This window comes from Kibdelosporangium phytohabitans, from assembly GCF_001302585.1.
GTDB lineage: Bacteria > Actinomycetota > Actinomycetes > Mycobacteriales > Pseudonocardiaceae > Kibdelosporangium > Kibdelosporangium phytohabitans.
The window spans coordinates 3,951,566-3,971,153 of the sequence record NZ_CP012752.1 but is presented as its reverse complement, the minus strand read 5'-3'; the positions used below and the strand labels follow the sequence as shown (position 1 = coordinate 3,971,153).

Below are 19,588 nucleotides of genomic sequence, written 5' to 3'. Positions count from 1 at the left end.
GGAGCGGCAGCTCCTCGGCGAGCCGGAACGGATGACGCGCCGCCTCCGCGAGGAGCCTGGGCAGCGTGTTCTCGTTCGTGGCGACCACGTCGAACGCGACCTGCCGGCCGGTCGTGACCACCTGGGTCGGGGTGGCCGTGTCGGGGTAGACCGTGCGCAGGATCTCGTGCCGCTCGACCACGTCGGCGACCGCGGCACGCAGCGCGTCGAGGTTCAGCGGGCCGTCGAGCCGGGCGGTGAAGGGCACGTTGTACGTCGGCGACGGGCCGTCCATCCGGTGGATGAACCACAGGCGCTGCTGCGCGGGCGACAGCGGCATGGGGTCCGGCCTGGTCACCGGGACGAGCGCGGGCCGTTCACGCTCGCGCCCCAGCAAAGCCGCGATGCCGCGCACGGTCGGCGTGTCGAACACGTCCGAGATGGTCAGCTCGGCGCCGAACACCGTCCGGATCCGGGACACCAGCCGCACGGCGAGCAGCGAGTGACCGCCCAGCGCGAAGAAGTCGTCCTCCGCGCCGACTGTCCGCAGGCCGAGCAGTTCGGCCAGCACGCCGGCGAGCAGTTCCTCGGCCGGGTCGCGCAGAGCGCTGTCCCCCACGGTCGCCCGCGGCTCGGGCAGGGCCTTGCGGTCGACCTTGCCGTTGGGCAGCAACGGGATCTCGTCCAGCGGCACGATCACCGACGGAACCAGCTGCTCGGGCAGCCGCTCGGCGAGCGCGGCCGTCAGACCGGCGGATTCGCCGACGACATAGCCGATGAGCCGGTCGTCGCGGACGACCGCCACGGCGGCACGCACGCCGTCCTGGGCCAGCAGAGCCGTTTCGACCTCGCCGAGCTCGATGCGCATCCCGCGGAGCTTCACCTGGTCGTCGTTGCGGCCCACGTACTCGACGGCGCCGTCGGCCCGGTAACGGACGAGGTCGCCGGTCCGGTAGAGCCGGGCACCCGCCTCGCCGAACGGGTCCGCCACGAACCGGCTGGCCGTCAAGCCGGGCCGGGCCAGGTAGCCCCTGGCCAACTGCACGCCACCGAGGTACAACTCACCGACCACCCCGGCCGGGACCGGCCTGAGTGCCTGGTCGAGCACGTGCACCTGCGTGTTCCACACCGGGCGGCCGATCGGCACGGAGCCGTCCGCGGTCACGTGCCAATGGGTGACGTCCACCGCCGCTTCGGTTGGGCCGTAGAGGTTGTGCAGCTCGGCCGGAATCTGGGCACGGCACCGTGCGGCGACGTCCGCGGGCAGCGCCTCGCCGCTGGTGAACAGCAGACGCAGCGGTGCCGGGACTTGGGCGTCCAGGAACACCCGCAGCATCGACGGCACGAAGTGCGCGACGGTCACGCCGTCGCGGATGATCGCGTCGGAGATCAGCGCCGGATCGCGGTGCGCGCCCGGATCGAGGAGCACGAGCGCCGCGCCGGCGAACGCGGGCAGGAAGAACTCCCACACCGACACGTCGAACCCGGCGGGTGTCTTCTGCAGGATCCGGTCGTCGCCGCTGATCGCGTACTCGGCGGCCATCCATTCGAGCCGGTTCACGATCGCCCGGTGCGTCACGACCGCGCCCTTGGGCCGCCCGGTCGACCCGGACGTGTAGATCACGTACGCGGCGTTGTCCGGGTGGATCTCCGGATCCGTCCAGTCACCGACCGCGCCCCGGACCTCCTGTGCGGTGAGAGTCAGCACGGCGCCTGAGTCGGACTGGATGAGCTCGCGCCGCTCGGCCGGGTAGTCCGGGTCGACCGGAACGTACGCCGCACCGGCCCGCACCACGCCCCACAACGCCACAACCAGCTCGATCGATCGCGGAATAGCTACCGCGACAACACTTTCCGGTCCCACTCCGCACTTCGTGAGGTACGCGGCGACCGCGCCGCTGCGTTCGATGAGCTCGTCGTAGGTCATCCGCCGGTCGCCGTGGACCAGCGCGACAGCGTCCGGCGGGCACGTGAGCAGACGGTCGGCGACCGTGCCCGGCTCGACGACGTGCCCGGTGTCGTTGCCGAACTCCTCACCGGGCAGCCAGACGTCCACCATGGACACCCGGGTCGTGCTGTCGGCGGTCGCCTGGTCGAGCACGCGGACGAGACGGGAGACCATCGTGTCCACAGTGGAGTTGTCGAACAGGTCGGACGAGTAGTTGACCGACAGCGCCAGTCCCTCGGAGTCCGGGTGCGGTTCGAACGCGAACGCGAGGTCGAACTTGGCCGTGTCCGGTCCCGCCGTCAGCGACGTGGCGCGCAACCCGGGCAGTCGCGGCAGGTGCGACTGCTGGTGCTGGTTGACCATGACCTGGAACAGCGGGTGCCTCGCGCGTGACCGGCGCGGTGCGAGTTCGTCGACGAGCTGGTCGAACGGCACGTCCTGGTGGGCGTAAGCGGCCAGGTCGGTGTCGCGGACCCGGCCGAGCAGCTCCTCGAACGACGGATCACCGGTCAGGTCCGTGCGCAGCACGACCATGTTGACGAAGTACCCGGCCAACTCCTCCAGCGCCGGGTCGGGCCGCCCGCCGACCGGTGTGCCCAGCGGGACGTCGTGTCCCGCGCCGAGTTTCGACAGCAGCACGGCCACCGCGGTCCGCAGCACCATGAACGGTGTCGTCCCGGTCTGCCCGGCCAACCGCCGGACGCCGGCGTGCAGCCGCGCGTCGATGTCCCGCTCGACGCAACCGCCCTGGTAGGACGCGTGGGTGGGGCGGGGCCGGTCGGTCGGGATGCCCAGTTCGTCCGGGAGCCCGGCGAGCCGGCCACGCCAGTACTCGACTTGCTGCGCGACCTGTCGCCGGCTGGCCGGCAACTGCTGCCACAGCACGTAGTCCGCGTACTGCACCGGCAGCGGCTCGAAGTCGGGCGCCTTCAGCCTCAGCCTGGCCGCGTACGCCTTCGCCAGGTCACCGAACAGCGGGCCGACCGACAAGGCGTCGAACACGATGTGGTGCACCACGACGACGAGCACGTGGTCCCTGCGGGAGTCACTGATCAGGTCGGCCCGGATCGGGAAGTCCTCGGCCAGGTCGAAGGTGCGCGCGACGCAGTCGGCGACCGTGCTCGGCCCGGCCGGGTGCGCGGTGAACGGGATCTCCCCCATCGGGAGAACCTGCTGGTACGGCTCACCGTCGTGCTCACGGAACACCGTGCGCAGTGCCTCGTGCCGCTGCATCACATCGCCGATCGCCTGGCGCAGCGCGGCCACGTTGACATCGCCGTGCAGCCGTGCGGTGAACGGCATCGTGTACGCCGACGACGTGCCTTCCAGCTTGTCCAGGAACCACAGGCCGCGCTGGGCGTGGGACAGCGGGATCCTGCTGGGCCGCTCGGCGGCGATCAGCATCGGACGGGTGGTCTGTTCGTCGAGATGCCCGGCCAGCGCGCGGACCGTGGGCGCCTCGAACACAGTGCGCAGCGAGACCTCACGCTGGAACACCGCGCGGATGCGTGCCACGAGACGCGTGGCGAGCAGCGAATGCCCGCCGTTGTCGAAGAAGTTGTCGTCGAGGCCGATCGTGCCCAGCCCGAGCACGCCGGCGAAGATCTGGGCGAGGACCTCCTCGCGGCTGCCGGCGACTTCCGCTTCCACCGCGTCCGCCGTGGGCGGCTGGGCGTCCCGCAACGCCTTGCGGTCGGTTTTCCCGTTGGGCAGCAACGGGATCTCCGGTACCTGCACGAACGAAGTCGGCACCAGGCCGGGCGGCAGCGCCGAACGCGCGGCGGCCCGGACGGGAGTGATGTCGTCGGCGACCACGTAGGCGACGAGTTCGTTGCCGCGTGCCACGACCGCGGCCGACACCACACCGTCCACACTGGTCAGTACGGCCTCGATCTCGGCCGGTTCGATCCGCACACCGCGGACCTTGACCTGGTCGTCGGCCCGGCCGAGCAGGGTGAGCACGCCGTCGCGGTCACGCCGCGCGAGATCGCCCGTGCGGTACAGCCTGGTGCCGTCCGGTCCGGCGACGAACCGGGCCGCGGTCAGCGAGGCGGACCGGTAGCCACGCGCGATCCCGGCTCCGCCCAGGTAAAGCTCGCCGACCACGCCGGTCGCGACCGGGGAAAGCCGGTTGTCCAGGATGTACGCGGTGGTGCCGTCGACGGTGCGCGCGAAGCCCGTGCCGTCGGACATCAAGCTGTCGCCGCCGGCTTCCGAGCAGCCGTAGAGATCGACGAGCCGCGCGGCGGGCAGTGCGGCACGGACCCGGTCGGCCAGCGCGGCGGGCAGGGCCTCACCGCTGGAGATCCAGACGCGCACGCACTCCAGTTTCGCCGGGTCGACGTCCAGCAACGCCTGCAGCAGGCTCGGCACCAGCGTCAGCCTGCTGCCGTGGTGCCGGGCGACCAGGTCTGACAGCGCGTGCACGTCCTGGCGCCGCGCCGAATCGGCCAGCACCACCCGTGCACCGCCGAGCAGCGCGCCGAGCAGTTCGGTGCCGCCGTCGACGAAGCTGATCGAGCTCTTGGCGACGATCACGTCCTGCACACTCACCGGAAGCGCGCGCTGTCCCCACGCCAGCCGCGCGGCGAGTGCGCCGTGCGTGCCGATGACGGCCTTCGGACGGCCCGACGAGCCGGACGTGAACAGCGCGTACGCCGGGTGCTGCGAGCTGAGCGGGTGCGTCCGTTCCTCGTCGGTGACGCGTCCGCCCGGCAGATCCGCGAGCTGCTCGAGGACGGTCTGGTCGTCCAGCGCCAGCCTCGGACCGGTCCAGAGGCCGAACTCGCCGCTGGTCACGACCAGGTGCGGCTGGGCGTCGTCGAGCATCAGCCGCAGCCGCGCCTCGGGGTACTCCACATCGAGGGGCAGGTAGGCCGCGCCGGTCTCCAGGATCGCGAGCAGCCCGATGACCAGGTCCGCGGACGGACGGCAGGCCAGGCCGACCACGGACTCCGGGCCGATGCCCCGCGTGATCAGCAGCCGCGCCAACTGGCCGACGCGTTTGGTCAGCTGACCGTAGGACAGGGCGCCGTCGATGGCGATCCGGCCCGCGTTCCGCACCGCCGAAAGCCGGAACAGCTCAGGGACAAGCGGGCCTTCACCGTACGGCTGCGGTGCGGGCATGTGCTCGTGCGGCAGCAGAACCGAATGGGCGCCGATCGGCTTGTCCGGCTGCGTCACCAGAGCGCCGATCAAGGTGGTCAGCCGCTGGGCGAGGGCGGCGACGGTCTCGGCGTCGAACAGGTCGGTCGCGTACTCGATCCCGGCGCCGAACGTGCCCGCGGTGCTGAAGAAGCTGAACGTCAGGTCGAACTTGGCCTTGTCGAGACCGAACGGCAGCGCCTGGCTGACCAGGCCGCCGACGCCGAGATCCAGGTCAAGGTCGTGCTGGTGGGTGACCATCACCTGGAACAGCGGGTTGCGTGACAGCGACCGGGCCGGGCTGAGCACCTCGACCAGCCGCTCGAACGGGACATCGGCGTGCTCGAACGCCGCCAGGTCCACCTCACGGACGCGGCGCAGCAACTCGGCGAACGTCGGGTCGCCGTCGGTGCGCACGCGCAGCACGAGCGTGTTGACGAAGAACCCGACCAGGTCCTCCAGTGCCGCGTCGCCACGGCCCGCGATCGGCGACCCGAGCGGAATGTCCTCTCCGGCACCCATCTTGGACAGCAGCACGGCGACAGCCGCCTGCACGACCATGAACACCGTGACGTCGTTGTCCCTGGCCAGTTTCACCAACGCGTGATGGACGTCGTCGGACAGCTCGTAGAAGTGGTAACCGCCGTGGTCGCTGGCGATGTCCGGGCGTGGCCGGTCGAACGGCAGGACCAGTTCCTCCGGCGCACCGGCCAGTTGCCGCTGCCAGTACTCGATCTGCGCCGAGACGTCCAGCTGCCGGCGTTGCCAGATGGCGTAGTCCGCGTACTGCACGGGCAGCGGCGTCCACTGTGGAGTGCGGCCGTGGCGGCGCTGCTCGTAGGCGTGCCGCAGGTCCGAGAACAGCGGGCCGACCGACCACTCGTCACCGGCGATGTGGTGCATCAGCACGAGCAGGACGTGTTCACCGTCGGCCACCTTGAACACGGTCGCCCGGACCGGGATCTCGCCGGCGAGGTCGAAGCCGTGCCCGGCGGCGACGCGCAGCGCGTCGGTCAAGTCGTCCTCGGTCGTCTCGGCGAACTCGAACGGCACGTCCCCCGGCGGCAGGACCACTTGGGCGTCCTCGGTGAAGACCGTGCGCAGGCTCTCGTGCCGTTCGACCACATCGGACAGTGCGAGCCGCAGCGCGGGCACGTTCAACTCACCGCTGAGCCGCAGCACGGACGGGATGTTGTACGCGGCGCTCGGGCCGTCGAGGCGGTGCAGGAACCACAGTCTGCGCTGCGCGTCCGACAGCGGCAGCGGGCCGGAGCGATCCGCGCGTACCAGTGCGGGCCGGTCGTTCTTGGCCAGCCGGTGCAGCAGGCCGCGCGGGGTGGACGCCTCGAACACGTCCCGGATCGCGGCGGTGGCGCCGAAGACCGCGCCGATCCGCGACAGCAGCCTGGTCACCAGCAGCGAATGCCCGCCGAGCGTGAAGAAGCTGTCGTCCGCACCGACCTCGGGCACTTCCAGCACAGCCGCGAACACACCGCACATCAGGCTCAGCCGTGGATCGACCTCCACGCGCGCCGTGGTCACTGCGTTCGACGCGGGCTTCGGCAGCGCGGCCCGGTTGATCTTCCCGTTGGGCGTCAACGGGAACGACTCCAGCTCGACGAACACCGACGGCACCATGTGCTCCGGCAGTGACCGGCTCAACTGCTCGTGCAGACCCGCGGTCACGCCGGCGACGTACGCGACGAGCCGCGTGCCGAGGGACTCGTGCTCGTCGGCGACGACCACAGCACCGCTCACGCCCGGCTGGGCGAGCAGTGCCGACTCGACCTCGCCGGGTTCGACGCGGAAACCGCGGATCTTCACCTGGTGGTCCGCGCGCCCGGCGAACTCCAGCTGCCCGTCAGCCCGCCAGCGCACGAGGTCGCCGGTGCGGTACAGGCGTTCGCCCGGCCGGAACGGGCTGGCGACGAACCGTGTCGCGGTCAGCCCGGGGTTACCGGAGTAGCCGCGGGCCAGGCCCGTGCCGCCGACGTACAGCTCGCCGATCGCGCCGACCGGAACGATCCGCAGCAGGTCGTCGAGGACGTAGACACTCGTGTTGTGCACTGGTGTGCCGATGGGCAGCGCCGAACCCGTTGTGCCGTCGCGGTTGGCTTCCCACAGCGTCGCGTCCACTGTGGTCTCGGTCGGGCCGTATGAGTTGAACAGCCGGTGCCCGGCCTCCACCCAGCGCCGCGCCAGTTCCGGCGGGCAGGCCTCGCCCGCCACGATCACCACGGCGTCCGGCGGGACAGCTCCGGTGTCCACATCGGCCAGTGCGGAGGGCGGCAAAGTCAGGTGCGTGACGCTGTACTCGGCGATGAGGTCCTGCAACGCGCTGCCGAGGCGCCGCTCTGGCGGCGCGATCACGACGGTCGCCCCGGTCGCGAGCGCCATCAGCAATTCCCAGATGGACGTGTCGAAGCTCTGCGAGGCGAACTGCAGCACCCGGTCGCCCGGCCGTGGACGGAAGTGCGCGGCGACGGTGTGCGCGAGGCTGGGCAAGCCCCGGTGGGTGACGACCACGCCCTTGGGGCGGCCAGTGGAACCCGAGGTGTAGATGACGTACGCGGCGCTGTCCGGGCTGATGTGGACGGACGGTTCCGCGTCGGAACCGTCCGGTACTTCGGACAGCAGCACGACCGGGGCCGTGCCGGGCAGCACGCCGAGGTGCTCGGCCTCGGTCAGGACGAGCGCGGGCCGGGCGTCCGACAGCAGGAGCGTCACGCGTTCGGCCGGGTACGCCACGTCGACCGGTACGTACACCGCACCGGCCTTGACGATCGCGAGCATGGCCACGACCTGCTCGATCCCGCGCGGCAGCACAACAGCAATCGCTTGCTCGGCCTCGACGCCACGGCTGAGCAAGTGGTTGGCCAAGCGGTTGGCGCGGCTGAGGAGTTCGTCGTACGTCAGCTGAACGCCTTCGAACATCACCGCGGGGGCGTCCGACGGGTGGACCAGCTCGCCGAACGTCGTGCCACGGACCTCGGTCGCGGTCCGGTTGCGCGTTTCGACCAGGTCGGTGTGCTCCGCGGCCGACACGACAGGAATCCGGCCGACCAGCCGGTCGGGATCGGCGGCCATGGCCGTGAACAACGCCACGACCCGGTCGGCCACCCGCACCGCCACGTCGGCGGGGACAACCTCGGCGCGGTAGCGGATGTCCAGGCGCAAACGTTCACCAGGCGTGGCCACCACGCCCAGCGGGTAGTGGCTGCCGTCGGTTCCGTCCACAGCGGACACCCGCAGCCCGGCGCGTTCGCCGAGCCGGTCGAGCTCCTCGGCGTCGATCGGGTAGTTCTCCAGCACGGTGAACGTGTCGAACAGCTCGCCGTCGACCCGGCCCGCCTGGATGTCGGCGAGGCCGAGGTACTGGTGGGCGATCAGCTTGGCCTGACCGGACTGGATCCGGCCCAGCAGCGACGAGACCGGTTCGCCGGGCCGGACGGTGACGCGGACCGGCGTGGTGTTGATCAGCAGGCCGATGATCTGTTCGGCCCTCGGCAGGTCGGTGGACCGGCCGGAACCGGTGAGCCCGAACGTGACGTCCCCGCGTCCGGTCAGCTCGTTGAGCACCAGCGCCCACACCGCCTGCAGGACGGTGTTCACGGTGACCTCGCAACGCCGGGCAAGCGTTTGCACGGCCGTGGTCGTCACCTCGTCGAGCCAGGTGGTGACCTCCTGCGGCTCGCTGCGGGCGTGCAGGTCGTGCCCGGCAGCGACCAGAGTCGGTTCGGTGACACCGTCGAGATAACGGTTCCACGCCGCGAGCGACCTCGTCCTGTCCTGTTTGGACACCCAGACGAGGTGGTCGCGGAACCGCGCGGGCGCGGGCATGCCCACGTCCGACCCTGCGGCCGCGTACAGCTCGAACAGCTCGCGCACGAGCAACGGCGCCGACCAGCCGTCGAGCAGGATGTGGTGGTGGGTGAACACCAGGGTGAACTCGTCGTCGGAGCGCTTGATCAGCAGGAACCGCACCAGCGGCGGGCGGCCGAGGTCGAACGGCCTCGCCCGCTCCGCGTCCACCGCGGCCTCGACCTCGGCCGGGTCGCCCAGGTCCACCTCGGCCCACGGCAGCTCGACCTCGGCGGGGATCAGCGCGACCGGCTCCCCCGAGCGGCGCAACCGGAACCCGGCGCGCAGGTTCGGATACCGCCGCAGCAGCGCCTCGGCGGCCGCCTTGAGCGTCTTGGGGTCGACCGGGCCGTCGAGGTCCAGCGTCTTCTGCACGGTGTAGACGTCACCGGCCGCGCCGCCGTAGGACGCCCAGAACATCAATCCCTGCTGCAACGGCGACAGCGGCAGAACGTCCGACAGGCCGGGCTGGGCGTTCACGAGGTCCTCCAGAGCTCGTCGAACTCGTCGACCTCGTCCTGGGTGAGGTCGTCGATCAAACCGAAATCGGACGGCGTGTGGCCGCCCGCGCCGTCGTCGCGGACACTGCGTGCCAGTCGCAGCAACTGCGTCCGGAACGCCTCGGCGTAGGCGTGGACCTGCTCGCCGGGCACGCTCGGCGCCCACGCCCACCTGATCCGCAGCTTCCCGGCGACGGCGGCGACCGTGATGTCGACCGCGAACGGGAGCGGCATGCGGTCGTCCACGTCCCCGGACAGCGGCTCGGTCGCGTCGACCGGCTGCCACGGCTTGCCCGCTCCCGCGGTGAACCTGCCGAGGTAGTTGAACCGCAGCTGCGGCACGGCCGCGTCCCGCATGAGCAGGCCGTAGCCGATGCCCTTGCCCGGGGTGGCGTGCAGGGTCTCCTTGACGCGTTTGACCGCTTCGGCCACGTCGTGCCCGGCCACGTCCAGCCGGACCGGGTACATCGTGGTGAACCAGCCGATGGTCCGGCTGGTGTCGGTGCCCGCGAACTCCTCGTCGACGCGGCCGTGCCCTTCGAGCATCACGGACACGGCGTCGTCCAGCGCCAGCGCCAGCGCGCTGAGCAGGATCTCCTCCGGGCCGGTGTGGAACGCCCCGGTGGCCTCGCGAGTCAGCGCGTCGGTGTCCTCATCGGACAGTTCCGAGGTGAGTTCCCGCTGGTTGGCGGCGACGTCACCGGACCGGTCGCCCACCGGCAGCAGTGGCCGGGTGTCCAGCGCCGCCTTCCAGTGGTCGATCTCGGCGGTCCGCCGGTGTGCGTCGGCGGCCAGCAGCGAGGTCCAGCGCGCGTAGGACGTGCCAACCGGAGCCAGTTCCTCGCCGTCGTAGGCCGCGGCGAGGTCCGGCAGCAGGATCCGCCACGAGACGCCGTCCATCACGAGGTGGTGCACGGTGATCATCAGCCCTTCCGGCCGCAACGCCCACGCGGTCATCACGCCGTTGGCCGGGTCGAGGCCCTCTCCCGCGTCCAACTGGGGCACCTTGCCGTAGCCGGGTTCCAGCGACCGGTCGGTCAACCGTGCGCACAGGATCGGGTGGCGGCGGACGACTTTCTCGATCGCGTGCTGCACCCGTTGCGCGGTCACGCCTTCGGGAAGCCGGACGATCATTCGCTGGCTGTAGGTCTCGTACGGCCCGTCCTGGTCCAGCAGCCAGTGCGCGATCGGGGTCAGCCCCGCCGCACCACCGTCCTGGTCCGGCTCCGCCTCCGCGGGCGCGGCGGCGATCGCCGCGAGCGCGGACGGGGTTCTGTGTTCGAAGACATCCGCCGCGGTGAACCGCAACCCGGCTGCCCGTGCCTTCGCCGACAGCTGGATCGCGAGGATGCTGTCACCGCCCAGCGCGAAGAAGCTGTCCGCCGCTCCGGCCGCCGTCAGGTCCAGGACCTGCTTGAACAGTTCGACCAGGGTGGCTTCGCCGTCGGTGGACGGGCGCGCGTGGCCGGGCACAGTCCTTGCCCGCGTGACGGCCTTGGCGACCGGGAGACCTTCGATCCTGTGGTGCAGACCGGCCGCGCAGAGCTCGACCTGGTCGGTGTAGACGCGCAGGATCCGCGTGGCCTCGGCCTCGGTGACGCAGTCGGTCCGGTACTTCAGCGAGATCCCGAACTGCTCACCGGGCAACAGCGTCAACGTGACCGGGTAGTGCGTGGCGTCGTCGGCCTCGATCCCGACCGGCCCGCCGACGGCGTCCAGCGGGTAGTTCTCGAACACGACCAGGCTGTCGAACAACGGGCCGATTCCCGCCATCCGCTGCAGCCGCGCAAGACCGGCGTACTGGTGTTCCACAGTGGACGCCTGCCGGTCCTGCAAGCGGTGCAGCGCGTCGGCGATCGTGTCGCCGGCCGCCAGGCTGACGCGGGCGGGCACGGTGTTGACGAACATGCCGATCGCCGAATCGATGCCCTCGATCTCGGGCGGCCTGCCCGACACGGTCATCCCGAACACGACGTCACCGCTGTCCAGCAGCCGCGCGAGCGTCAGGCCCCACGCGCCTTGCAGCAGTGTGTTCATCGTCAGGCCGTGCGCACTGGCCTGTCTGCGGATCGCGTCGGACGTCTTGCGGTCGAGCTCGACGGTGAGTTCAGCGGGCAGTTCGTCCGCTGGGCTGTCCTGCGCGGGCACCAGCATCGACGGCGCGGCGAGACCGTCGAGAACCGGCCGCCACGCGTCCAGGTCCGCGTTCTCGTCACGAGCGGCCAGCCAGGACAGGTACTCCCGATGGGCGGTCGTGACAGGGGGCGTGTCGCCCGCGTACAACGCGAGCAGTTCGTTGACCAGCAGCGGTGACGACCAGCCGTCCCATGCGAGGTGGTGGCCGGTGATGACCAGTGTCCGGTCGTGGTGGCCGAACCGGAACAGCGGCGGCGCGGTCAGGTCGAACCGTTCGGTCCGGTGCCGTCGGGCCAGTTCCTCGATGTCGCCGGTCGCTTCGAGCGCGACCGGGCCGTCGTCGTGCACGACACCGACGGCCGCGCCCGACTCCAGGTACCGGAAACCGGTCCGCAGTGCGGGATGGCGGCTGATCAGCGTGGTCAACGCGTCGGTCAGCCGGTCCGCGTCCAGTGGCTCGCCGAAGTGCAGGATGATCTGGACGGTGTAGACGTCCAGTGCGGCCGGGCGGGTGTGGGCGAGCGCGAGCAGGCCTTCCTGCAGCGGCGACACCGGGACGACGTCGAGCCAGTCGCCGCCCAGCCGGTCGATCTCGTGCTGCGGCACGCCACGCCTGGTCAGGTCGGACGGGGTGCGGCTGCCGGTGGCCGCGGCGACATCGTGGGCCAGGTGGCGCAACCGCTCGGTCAGCCGGTCGAGGAACGCTGTCACGACGTCGCCCGCGTAGTCGGCGGAGTGTCCGAAGAGGACTTCCAGCGTGCCGTCCGGCTTGGTGTACGCCGTGAGTTCCAGCGCACTGGCCGGTTCACCGGCGGCGACGATGTCCTCGTCGCGGCGGCCGAGGAAGTTCACCAGCAGCTCAGGCTGTCCGGTGAAGGCCGCCGCGGTCTGCGGGTTGAGGTACCGCAGCAGGCCGTAGCCGATGCCGCCGTCCGGGACAGCACGCAGCTGTTCCTTCACCGCGCGCAACGCGTCCTCGGTCGCGTCGACCCGGACCGGGTAGAGCGTGGTGAACCAGCCGACCATTCCGGCGTTGTCGTCGTCGCGACCGTGTCCTTCAAGGGCGACGGTCGCCGTCCCGCCGAGCGTCAGAGCGATCGCGGTGAGGAGCACGTCCTGGCCGTTGGCACGGAACTTCCGCTCCGCATCGGTCCACAATGCACCGAGCTGGATCGAACGCCGGACGATCCCGGCCTTTCCCGCGCCCTTCGCCAGAACCTCGTCGAAGGAGATCGAGCGCCAGTACCCGAACTGGGACAGGATCTCCGCGGTCTGGGCGCGTTCCACAAGCGCCGACGCCCAGTCACGGAACGGCCGCACAGCGGGCAACTCGTTTCCGCGCAGGGCGGCGTGCAGGCCGGTTTCGATGACGTGCCACGACACCGCGTCGATCCCGAGGTGGTGCACGGTCACTTCGACACGCTTGCCACCCACCAGCCGCCAGACGCTGCTGCGCCCCACGGACGGGTCCAACTCGCCGAACGGCTCCGCCGGGACCTCGGGGACGTCCAAGGACCAGAACCCGTCCGGGCTCACCCGCAACCGTGCCCGCAGCATCTCGTGACGGTCGACGACCGCACGCACCGCGGCCTGGAACCGAGCTTCGGTAACGGCGCCGGGCAGGTCGATGGTCGTGGTCTGGCTGGCAGGTCCGGCGGTTTCCCGTAGCCAGTGCAGCATCGGCGTCAACGGGATCGGCCCGGTCGGTGCCCGCGATGCCCTCACGCCGGTGGTGCCGGCCGGTTTCAGCGCGCGAGCCAGGTCGGCGGCGCTCTGGTGGGCGAACACGTCTTTCACTCCGGCTCGCAGGCCTGCCGCCTTGAGCTTGGTGACCAGGCTGATCGCCAGGATGCTGTCACCGCCGAGCGCGAAGAACCCGGTGTCCGGGTCGACCGCGTCCGCGCCAAGGACCTCGGCGAACGCCCGCCGCACGACGTCTGTCGGACCGTCGGCCACCACTGGTTCAACCCGCGGTGCCGGGTCCGGCAACGCCTTGCGGTCGAGTTTCCCGTTGGCGGACAACGGAAGATCGGCCAACGGCACAATCACCGCGGGAACAAGCGCCTCCGGTACGACTCCGAGCACTGTCGTGCGCACGTCTTCCGGGGTGATGGTCGCGGGGACGACGTATCCGACGAGGCGTGTGTTGCCGTTGCGGTCGACCTTCGCGGCGGCAGCGGCAGCGGTCACACCGGGATGACGCAGCAGTGCGCTCTCGACCTCGCCGAGTTCGATCCGCACACCGCGGATCTTGACTTGGAAGTCGGTGCGTCCCAGGTATTCCAGTACGCCGTCACGCCTGCGCCGGACCAGGTCGCCGGTCCGGTACATCCTGGCGCCCGCGTCGAACGGGCTGGCGACGAACCGGTCCGCGGTCAGGCCGGGCCGGTTGAGGTAGGCCGTGGCCAGCTGCCGTCCGGCCAGGTACAGCTCTCCCGGCACACCGGGCGGACACGGTCGCAGCGACCTGTCCAGGACGTACGTGGCCGTGTTCCAGACCGGCCGTCCGATCGGCACGGTGTCGGTCTCGATCACCGGCCACGTGGTCACGTCGACCGCTGCTTCTGTTGGGCCGTAAAGGTTGTGCAGCTCGACACCGAGCGTGGCGCGGAACTGGGCCGCGGTCTCCCCTGGTAACGCCTCACCGCTGCAGAACACGCGGCGCAGTCCCGTGCAGGTCCTGGCGCCGGGGTCGGTCAGGAACGCCCGCAGCATGGACGGCACGAAGTGCAGCGTGGTGACGCCTTCGCGGTTGATCACGTCGGCGAGGTACGCGGGATCGCGGTGGCCACCGGGTTCGGCGACGACCAGTCCGGCGCCGGTCAGCAGTGGCCAGAAGAACTCCCACACCGACACGTCGAACCCGGCCGGGGTCTTCTGCAGCACCCGGTCGTCCGCGCCGAGCGGGTACGCGTGCTGCATCCACAAGAGACGGTTGACGATCGCTTTGTGCGGCACCACAACGCCCTTGGGGCGTCCTGTCGACCCGGAGGTGTAGATGACGTACGCGGGCCCCGCCGGAGTGACCGCTTCCAGCTCACCGGGTTCGGTTGCTCGCAGGCCACGCACGTCCTCGGCGGTCAGTGTGACCACCGGCTGGGCGTCGTCGAGCATGAGCTGCTTGCGTTCGGCCGGGTGGTCCGGATCCAGCGGCAGGTACGCCGCTCCGGCCTTCACGACCGCGTGCAACGCCACGACGAGTTCGATCGAACGAGCGATGTCGACCGCGACGATCGTGCCCGCGCCCGCACCGCGTGCCCGCAGGCCCGTCGCGACCCGTGTGGTGTAGTCGTCGAATTCCGCGTAGGTCAGCCGAGTCGCGCCGAAGCTGAGCGCGAACCTGTCCCCGTGGGCCTCGGCCGCGTCGGCGAGCAGGTCGGCGAGGGTCTTGTCGGGGACCGCGACCTGGGCGCCGACCAGCGCAGGCGCGTCGGTGGCCAGCACCCGGGACACCGGCTGGCCCGCCTTGCCAGGCAGGTCACGCAGGACCGTGCCGAGCGCGGTCGCGATGTCGTGCACGCTGTCCTCGGTGAACAGGTCCGCCGAGTACTCCAGCTTGACGTCGATCCCGGCGGCGCGTTCGACGAACTTCACCGTGAGGTCGAGTTTGGCCGTGCCGGTGTCGGCCATCCGCACCCGGCCGGTCAGACCGCCGAGGGTGATCACGTCGCCGGTGCCGTGCTCGTGCACGACCATCACCTGGAACAGCGGATGCCGTCCCGGGATCCGTGGCGGGTTGACCGCTTCGGCGACCCGGTCGAACGGCAGATCCGCGTTGGCGAACGCCTCCGCGTTCGATTCCTGCACCTTGGCCAGCAGTTGTGTGACAGTCGGGTCGCCGCTCAGGTCGGTGCGCAGCACGACCGTGTTGAGGAAGCACCCCACCAGGTCACGCAACTGCGCATCCGGGCGGCCCGCGACCGGCGTGCCCAGTGGCACGTCCTCGCCTGCGCCCAAGCGTTCCAGCATGATCGCGACCGCGGTCTGCAACACGGTGAACGTCGTGACGCCCGCTGTCCGGGCGCACTCGGTCAACGCGCGGTGGGCGACCGCGGCGACCGGCAGCGTCACGACGCCGCCGGTCGACGTCGGTTCCGCGGGCCGGCTGCGCCGCATCGGCAGGTCGATCTCCACCGGGCTGCCCGCCAGGCGATCCCGCCAGAAGTCCGCCTGCCGCCCGGCCCGCTCAGCCAGGACACGTTCGAACCACACCGTGTAGTCCCGGTACTGCACGGGCAAAGGTGCCCAACCCGGTGCCACACCGGCGATCCGAGCCTCGTACGCCGTCGTGAGGTCGGCCAGGAGCGGTGCCGTGGAGCCGTGGTCGGCTGCGCTGTGGTGCAGCACCAGCACGAGCACGTCACCATCGGCCTTGCGCAGCAGGTGTGCGCGGAACGGAGGTTCGGCGGCCAGGTCGAACGGCACTCGGACGAGTTCCTCGACGTTGCCGCCCGTGGTCAGCCGTGCCGACGGCTGGACGACGACCTGTCGGCCGCGTGCGTCCTTGTGCTCCAGCAACGTCCGCAGCGACTCGTGCCGGGCTACCACGTCCTCGATGGCCCGCGCCAACGCTTCTTCGTCGAGTTCGCCGGGGAACCGCAGCACGAACGGCACGTTGTGCACCGGGCTCGGCCCGGCGAGCTGGTCGGCGAAGGAGAACCGGGACTGCGACGGGGACAGCGGCACGTCGTCGCCGGTGCGGCGTTTCACCAGCGGCGGCCGGGCGTCCGCGCGGGACATCCCGGCCAGTGCCGCCGGGGTGCGCGCGGTGAAGACGTCACGCAAGTCCGTGTTCAGCGCCGCGGCGAGCCGCCCGGCGAGCAGGGAGTGCCCGCCGAGTGCGAAGAAGTCGTCGTCCAGGCCGACCCGGTCCCGGCCGAGCAGCTCGGCGAACAGGGCGCAGACCTCGCGCTGCGCCTCGGTGTGCGGCTCGCGGTACTCCGCCACACCCGGTTCGGGGACGGGCAACGCGCGAACGTCGAGTTTTCCCTGCTCAGTCAGGGGAAGCGCAGCCACTTCGACGACAGCGGCCGGAACCATGTACTCGGGCAGGCCCAGCCGCGCGTGCGCGAGAACCGCCGCCGGGTCGAGCTGTCCCGCGGCGACGACGTACGCGCTGAGAGCGATCCCGGAGTCGAGTTCAACGGGAACGACCGCGCACCGGGCCACCGCCGGATGGGCCGCGATCACGTGCTCGACCTCGCGTGGCTCGATCCGGAAGCCGCGGAGTTTCACCTGGTCGTCGACCCGGCCGAGGTATTCCAGGCCGTGCTCGCCGACGCGCACCAGGTCGCCGGTCCGGTACATCCGCCTGCCGTGGCCGAACGGATCCGCCACGAACCGCGTCGAGGTCAGTCCTGGTTCGCCGGTGTATCCACGGGCCAGCCCGGGGCCGGTGAGGTACAACTCGCCTGGCGCGCCCGGCGGCACCGGCTGGAGCCGGGCGTCCAGGACCAGGCAGCGGGTGGTGCCGATCGGGTGACCGATGTGCGGGTGCACGCCTGAGGTGACGATCCCCTGCGTTGCGTCCACTGTGTACTCAGTCGGGCCGTAGGTGTTGACCGCGAGCACATCCGGGTAACCGGCGAGCTTGTCCCATACGTCCGCGGGGACCGCTTCGCCGCCGAAGACCACGACCGACGGCCGGTGTTCGTCGAACAGTCCTTGGAGGACGAGTTCCGCCAGGTAGGTCGGCGTGACGTCCACATAGTCCAGTCGTTCGGCGCGGATCGCCCGCACCAGCGCCCGCGCGTCGCGGTAGTCCTCCACGACAACGAGTTCGTGGCCGGCGACCATCCACAGCAGAGCGTCCACCGCCGCGTCGAACGAGAACGACGTCATGTGGCCGATCCGCAGCCGCTTTCCGGCGAAGCGGGCCATCAGGCCACGACGGTGACTCGCCAGCAAGCTGCCCAGCGCGCGGTGACTGACCTGCACGCCCTTGGGTGTCCCGGTCGATCCCGATGTGTAGATCGTGTACGCCAGGCTGTCGAGGTGCGGCGTGAAGTCCGTCCTGCCCTCGCCCGGCGGCAGGCTCTCCAGAACGAGCGTGGCTCCGCTGTCCTCGATCACCCGGCGGCGGCGTTCAGCGGGTTGGGTCATGTCGAGCGGCAACCACGCGGCGCCACTGCGTGCCACCGCCAGGATCGCGACGACGTACTCCGCGGACCTCGGCAACGCCAACGCGATCACGCTGTGACCGGTGAGCGTGCCCGCCACCTGCGCGGATCGCGCGTCGAGTTCGGCGAAGGTCCACGTGCGAGTGCCGTCCCGCAGCGCGACGGCGAACGGGGTCCGGATGGCCTGGTCACGGAACGCCTCGACCAGCGACACGGGGGTGCTCGCGCCTGGTCCGACCAGGTGACCGCCGCGCTTGCGCGCTTCGGCCTGCTCGGCAAGTTCGATGCCGTCGCCCGACAACCGCTCGGTGAAAGCGTTGACGTACTCGGCGAACCGGCGCGTGTGCGCGGCGGCCTCGGACTCGCTGTAGGTCTCGGTGTTGAAGTCCAAGTCGACGGCGAACCGGCCGGAGCCGTGGTAGACCGACACTGTCACGTCGTCGACAGGGCCTGCCGCGATGTTGTGGAACACGCCCGGTGTGGCGCCGAAGGTGAAGCCGTAGTCGAAGAACTTGATGTTGACGCTCGGCCCGAAGAGGTCACGGACGTTGCCGCCGTTGGCGGTGACCAGGTCCTCGATCCGGTAGCGCTGGTGCGCCCGCAGCGCCTTGAGGCCGTCGGCCACACCGGACACCACGTCGCCGCCGAGGTCCACCCGCAGCGGCAACACATTCGCCGCCATGCCGGGAACACGCAGCAGCGCGGCGCCGACGCGATCCGTTGTGGGTACACCGATCCGGACGTCCGGTGTACCGGTCATCACGCCGAGGTAGGACGCGAACGCGGCGATGGCCACGTCGGCCCAGGTCTTCTTGACCGCACGTGCCCGCGTGGCCAGCTCACCGGGCAACTCGAAGCTGTGGCGGGTGAACGCCTTGGCCCGTGAGGATCGCCTGCCCGACAGGGTGGGCGCGGAACCGCCGAGCTGGCGTGACCAGAACTCCGCGTCCGCCGCGAAGTCCGGTGACTCGCGGTACTCCCGGTCGCGCTCGACCAGCAGCCGCAAGGGGGCGAACGGGGACGGGCTGCGGTCCTTGCCCGTCACCAGTTCGGTGTAGATCTCAGCGACTCGCTTGCACACCAACGGGAAGCTGTACCCGTCGATCGCGATGTGGTGGCAGCGCACGTACCAGCGCCACACATCCGGGCCGATCCGGTGCAGCGACGGCGCGAACACCGGCTCCCACCGCGGATCGACCGGCTGCGCCATGTCCGCACGCATCCAGGCCGCGGAGTCCGCCGGGCTCAGCTCGTGCACCGACAGCTCACACGAGGTGTCCGTGATCCGCTGGGTGTCACCGTCCACGCGGACGCGCAACGTCTCGGCTTCGAGCATCACCTCCTGGCACGCCCGCTCGAGCAGCCCCGCGTCGACGGGTCCGTGGATCTCCACGTAGCCACCGACGTTGTAGGCGGGGCTGCTCTGGTCGAGGCGCTGACCGAGCCAGATGCCGAGCTGCGCCGTGGTGAGCGGCAGCACCTCAGGCATTGGCGGCACGGCCGCTGACGAGTGCCGGCTCCCCCGGGACCGGGGCGGCCGGGTCCTTGCCCAGTTCGATGATCTGGTTCGACGCGTTGACGTGCACGACCTTCGGCAGGTGCGCGTCGAGCGCGTCCTCGGCGACAGCCACGTACGTGATGATGATGACGAGGTCACCGGGGTGGACCAGGTGCGCGGCGGCACCGTTCACACCGATGACACCGGTGCCCGGTTCGCCGGTGATGGCATAGGTCTCCAACCGGTTGCCGTTGGTGATGTCCACGACCTGCACCCGCTCTCCCTCGCGGATGTCGGCCGCCTTCATCAGCTCCTCGTCGATCGTCAGCGACCCGACGTAATGCAGGTCCGCCTGGGTGACGGTCGCCCGGTGGATCTTGCCGTTGAGCACCGTGCGCAGCAC

At 70.6% G+C, this 19,588-nt stretch carries 3 protein-coding genes (1 of these 3 only partly in view); all 3 read right to left on the bottom strand.

Features of this window, described 5'->3' with window-relative positions:
• Tightly spaced (each overlapping or abutting the next), the 3 genes in view from AOZ06_RS18205 to panD form a layout consistent with a single transcriptional unit that may run on beyond the window.
• Positions 1 to 9,412, bottom strand: partial view of a non-ribosomal peptide synthetase gene (locus AOZ06_RS18205; RefSeq protein WP_054290502.1) — the 5' portion only. Its footprint begins 4,115 nt before the window's first position; the window shows 9,412 of its 13,527 coding nt (coding positions 1-9,412); it begins with the start codon at positions 9,410 to 9,412; its stop codon lies off the left edge, out of view.
• Complete coding sequence (locus AOZ06_RS18200) at positions 9,409 to 19,176, bottom strand: non-ribosomal peptide synthetase (RefSeq protein ID WP_054290501.1); 9,768 nt, start codon at positions 19,174 to 19,176, stop codon at positions 9,409 to 9,411. Before AOZ06_RS18200 ends, AOZ06_RS18205 begins: the two co-directional genes overlap by 4 nt.
• On the bottom strand, positions 19,169 to 19,588 hold the full coding sequence (gene panD, locus AOZ06_RS18195) for an aspartate 1-decarboxylase (RefSeq protein WP_054290500.1): 420 nt from the start codon (positions 19,586 to 19,588) through the stop codon (positions 19,169 to 19,171). Before panD ends, AOZ06_RS18200 begins: the two co-directional genes overlap by 8 nt.

What these genes read in the sequence shown, in the direction of transcription:
- AOZ06_RS18200 (WP_054290501.1), bottom strand. Translation starts at nt 19,176, where the DNA reads ATGCCTGAGGTGCTGCCGCTCACCACGGCGCAGCTCGGCATCTGGCTC.